We start from the raw sequence: 3,274 nt of genomic DNA, 5'->3' as shown, positions 1-3,274 counted from the left end.
AAAAAGGAACTGTAATTAAAAAAATAATGTTGTTCTAAAAATAGAAATATGTACGAATACAAAGCAATTTTAAAAAGAGTTGTTGATGGAGACACAATGGATGTAATCATTGACATTGGTTTTAAATTAACTACTGAACAAAGAATAAGATTGAAAGGAGTTAACACTCCTGAAACATGGAGGCAAAAAAAGGATTCGGAGGAATATAAAAAAGGTATGCAAGCAACAAATTTTGTTGTTGAAAGATTTGAAAAAAACAACAATGAATTCATAATCAAAACAAGCAAGGCTGGTGTTTACGGAAGATACATTGCTGAAATATTTTTTAAAGATTCTGAGATTAGCTTAAATGAGGAGTTATTGAAAAAAGGTTTTGCAAATAAATATTAAAAATATGAAAAAATTAAGAATTTTATCACTTGACGGAGGAGGAATAAGAGGAATTATTCCTGCAACGATTTTAAAATATGTTGAAGAAAAAATAATAGAAATCACTAACAACCCAAACAGCAGAATAGCTGATTTTTTTGATATAATTGTAGGTACAAGCACAGGAGGAATACTTAGCTGTTTTTATCTCACTCCAAATCCTGAGCAAAACGAAAATAACCCAAGCTCAAAATTCACTGCCGAACAAGCATTAGAGTTTTATTCGGAAAAGGGATACACAATTTTTAATGCCTCAAAGCGAAAAAGTTGGTTAGGACTCAGACAAATTGTAAACGCAACAAAATATAGCCCCCAAAACTTGGAAAATATTTTTCAAGAGAAATTTGGAGAGTTAAAAATGAGTGAATTAATAAAACCATGCATTGTTACAACTTATGATTTGATTAAAAAAACCTCTTTTTTCTTCAAAAACTTGGAAACAGAAAAAGATAAACAAGAATTTAGAGTAAAAGATGTAGCACGTTCCACTTCTGCTGCACCAACTTACTTTCCTCCTGCTGAGATAACAAATTTTAAGAGCAATGAAAAAATGGCAAATATTGACGGAGGTGTTTTTGCAAATAATCCTACAATGTGTGCTTACGCAGAATGTAGCAACTCAACAATTACAGAAATCAAAAACCCAAGTGCTAAAGATATGTTAATTTTATCAATTGGAACAGGCGGAGGGCAATTCGGATTACCCGATGTTGACAAAAGCGGAAATTGGGGAGTTATTAATTGGGCAAAATCAATTCCTGAAATAATGATGGATGGAAGTATTGATACGGTGCATTATCAAATGAAACATTTGTTTGGAACACTTGAAAAACAACATAAATTTAATTATAAAAGAGTAGATGTACCACTTGATAAAAGAGACTATTCAAAGGATATGGCAGATGCATCAAAAGGAAATATTGACAAACTAAAGAAAGCAGGACAAGAAGCTTTAAATGATGCACTTAAAGAAAAAAACAATGAATACGGACTTGATAAATTTATTGAATTGCTGGTTGGAAAAAGCAATAATAGCAAACCGCAAATTGCTTAAGGGAGGTTCTTTTACAAAAAGAGTAATTTTGTAATCTGTGAATCTGTCTTTGACAGACGTAGTCTTACATCTATTACACTTAGCATGTCTGCGAAAGACGAAGTCTGTGGCTTTAATATTTTTTTACCCACACAAATCAATATAGAACCTAAATTTTTAATACCTTCGTGTTTTTTAGAAATCAAAATATCTTAGCGTAATGAAGAAAATCGTAAATATAAAAAATGCACCTAAGCCAATAGGACCTTACAGTCAAGCTGTTTTAGTAAATAACACATTATTTGTTTCAGGGCAAATCCCTATTGACCCTTTTACAGGAAAACTTGTTGATACGAATATTGAAGCTCAAACGACACAGGTGTTGGAAAATATAAAAGCAATATTGAAAGAAGCAAAAATGGGAATGGATAATGTTGTTAAAGCTTCAATTTTTCTTTCCGATCTTAACAACTTTAAAGCTATAAATGAAATATATGCAACATATTTTTCAAGCAATCCACCAGCAAGGGAAACAATAGAAGTTGCTCGTCTCCCGATGGATGTAGATATTGAAATGTCCGTAATTGCAGTAGGATAAGAAAATTTTAAAAGAGAAAGGTTAGATACATAATAAAAGGATGTAGAAACAAATCACATTCTTAATTTATTCACAGGTATCCAAGTAAATATCCTGATAATCGAAGATTATTTCAATCGCTTTGGATTTCATATCCATTTTTAGTTCCTTGTTTATTCTTACGTTATTGCTTATGTGATACACCTGACACCAGTTTGTATCAAAGGCTTTTTGAGCGGATATTAAGGCGGTAATAATGTTAAAAGTATAACTTTTATTATTTTTTTCAAGGGCTTTTTTTGCAAATACTAAAGCTTCGTTAACATCAAAATAATCATCCATTGCTTTTAAATATGCCATGCATAAAATTTCATCTCCACTGGCATTTTTCAAGAAATCCTCTTTATCAGCATATCCCCTTTCCTTTTTCAAAAAATCAAAAAAGATAACTGAATTTGTTCTCCCATCAATATCCCAACTCAACTCATTAATTATTGCCATTTTCACATCAATAGGATTTTTTTTCTTCAATAAATATTTCATTAATTTTTTTGTCAAAAGTCCATTTGCTTCTGATGCTTTTTTAATGATTTTGTAATCTTTGTAAGCAGTTGCAAAATATGTAGAAGTAATTGGTGAATCGGCAAATGATACTGAAGTGAATATTATCAACGCTATTAACGATAAGAACAAAGTTTTAGATTTCATATATTTGTTTATTTTGTTTATTCGTAACACTTAACTCTAAGGACTTCTTTTTGTTTAATGAGAACGAAATAATTAAAGAATTATTGAGTCCAATATTCTTTTTTTTCAGGCTTTCAGCCTGTGGTTTTTTGGTGTATTTAGGAGTTTTGTTGTTGAAGTCTTTCAGACTTGTTTTTGTTTATAAGCTCTCTTTGAACTCAGGCTATAACTATTAGGAAAAAAGGCTGAAAGCCTTTAATACTTGAACTAAATGCAACACACTTGGTTTAAGAGCAAAAAAACAATACACTGAAAGTGTGTAACAAATAAATAATTATTACATTTGCAAATAAAATTAAGAAATATTCAAAATTTATTGGGGCATGAAAATATTAAAACTACAGAAATTAATACTCATATTACCAACAAGGGATTTGACCTATCTGCGTGCTACGCACAGGCACAAGAACGATAATCCATTGGATGATATTGAATTATGATTTTTTTAACAAAATATATAATGGAAATATAATGAGTGGTCATTATAT

Annotated in this window: 4 protein-coding genes; 3 read left to right on the top strand and 1 reads right to left on the bottom strand. The window is 30.3% G+C overall.

What is annotated here, in order from left to right:
- Positions 1–48 precede the first annotated feature (48 nt).
- The 3 genes from U9R42_06350 (at position 49) to U9R42_06340 (ending at position 2,060) form a co-directional block, all read left to right on the top strand.
- The gene (locus U9R42_06350) at positions 49–390 is read left to right on the top strand and encodes a thermonuclease family protein (GenBank protein ID MEA3495641.1); all 342 of its coding nucleotides are present in this window, start codon (positions 49–51) and stop codon (positions 388–390) included.
- Positions 391–394: 4 nt separating this feature from the next.
- Positions 395–1,483, top strand: coding sequence for a patatin-like phospholipase family protein (locus U9R42_06345; GenBank protein ID MEA3495640.1), 1,089 nt, complete (start codon positions 395–397; stop codon positions 1,481–1,483).
- Between the two features lie 199 nt (positions 1,484–1,682).
- Positions 1,683–2,060 carry a RidA family protein gene (locus tag U9R42_06340; GenBank protein ID MEA3495639.1) on the top strand — a complete coding sequence of 126 codons (378 nt, stop codon included), beginning with the start codon at positions 1,683–1,685 and terminating at the stop codon, positions 2,058–2,060.
- 66 nt (positions 2,061–2,126) lie between these two features.
- Here the strand turns inward: U9R42_06340 and U9R42_06335 are convergent, their stop codons facing one another.
- Complete coding sequence (locus tag U9R42_06335; protein MEA3495638.1) at positions 2,127–2,747, bottom strand: hypothetical protein; 621 nt, start codon at positions 2,745–2,747, stop codon at positions 2,127–2,129.
- Positions 2,748–3,274: the final 527 nt, after the last annotated feature.

The organism is Bacteroidota bacterium, assembly GCA_034723125.1.
Taxonomy (GTDB): domain Bacteria; phylum Bacteroidota; class Bacteroidia; order CAILMK01; family JAAYUY01; genus JAYEOP01.
The sequence above is the reverse complement of the archived record's forward strand: the minus strand, read 5'-3'. Positions and strand labels throughout refer to the sequence as shown.

Coding starts and splice junctions, on each gene's coding strand:
- U9R42_06350 (MEA3495641.1), top strand. CDS start 49: ATGTACGAATACAAAGCAATTTTAAAAAGAGTTGTTGATGGAGACACA.
- U9R42_06345 (MEA3495640.1), top strand. CDS start 395: ATGAAAAAATTAAGAATTTTATCACTTGACGGAGGAGGAATAAGAGGA.
- U9R42_06340 (MEA3495639.1), top strand. CDS start 1,683: ATGAAGAAAATCGTAAATATAAAAAATGCACCTAAGCCAATAGGACCT.
- U9R42_06335 (MEA3495638.1), bottom strand. CDS start 2,747: ATGAAATCTAAAACTTTGTTCTTATCGTTAATAGCGTTGATAATATTC.